Origin of the sequence: Paraburkholderia sp. J41 (assembly GCF_905220235.1) — a bacterium.
Lineage (GTDB): Bacteria > Pseudomonadota > Gammaproteobacteria > Burkholderiales > Burkholderiaceae > Paraburkholderia.
This window is the reverse complement of record NZ_CAJMZE010000104.1, coordinates 1-473: the sequence shown is the minus strand read 5'-3', so window position 1 is coordinate 473 and position 473 is coordinate 1. Positions and strand designations below refer to the sequence as shown.

General features: G+C 63.6%; 2 pseudogenes. Both read right to left on the bottom strand.

The features are described from left to right. Positions 1-303 (bottom strand): annotated as a pseudogene (locus tag U5805_RS31620) (electron transfer flavoprotein subunit alpha/FixB family protein); the annotation flags it as partial. A 13-nt stretch (positions 304-316) separates the two neighbouring features. Beyond that, a pseudogene (locus U5805_RS31615) lies at positions 317-473 on the bottom strand (electron transfer flavoprotein subunit beta/FixA family protein); the annotation flags it as partial.

Genomic DNA, 473 nt, shown 5'->3' with positions numbered 1-473 from the left:
ACGCGGCGCAACGTTCTTTCCCGCCGCCGTGGCGGGCGCGAGAATGTGCGAATAGTTCTTCGCAATCGCGAGAACCGTCGCCTCGACGTTTTCCGCGAGACCCTGTTCGAGTTGCGGCGCATCGGCGAGCAGCACCTTGGCCACGCCCGCGATCTTCGCGGCGGCGTCGGCAGCGGCCTGCGCGTTGTGGCCCGCGACCAGCACATGCACGTCGCCGCCGATCTTCTGCGCGGCGGCAACCGTGTTCAACGTCGCGGCCTTGATCGACTGATTGTCGTGTTCGGCAATAACCAGAATCGTCATTTCTTCGCTCTCCTTACAGCACCTTGGCTTCGGTCTTGAGCTTCTCGACCAGCGTCTTGACGTCGGCGACCTTCACGCCTGCGCTGCGCTTGGGCGGCTCGGCAACCTTCAGCGTCTTGAGACGCGGCGTCACGTCCACGCCAAGATCCTCGGGCTTGATCGTCTCCAAA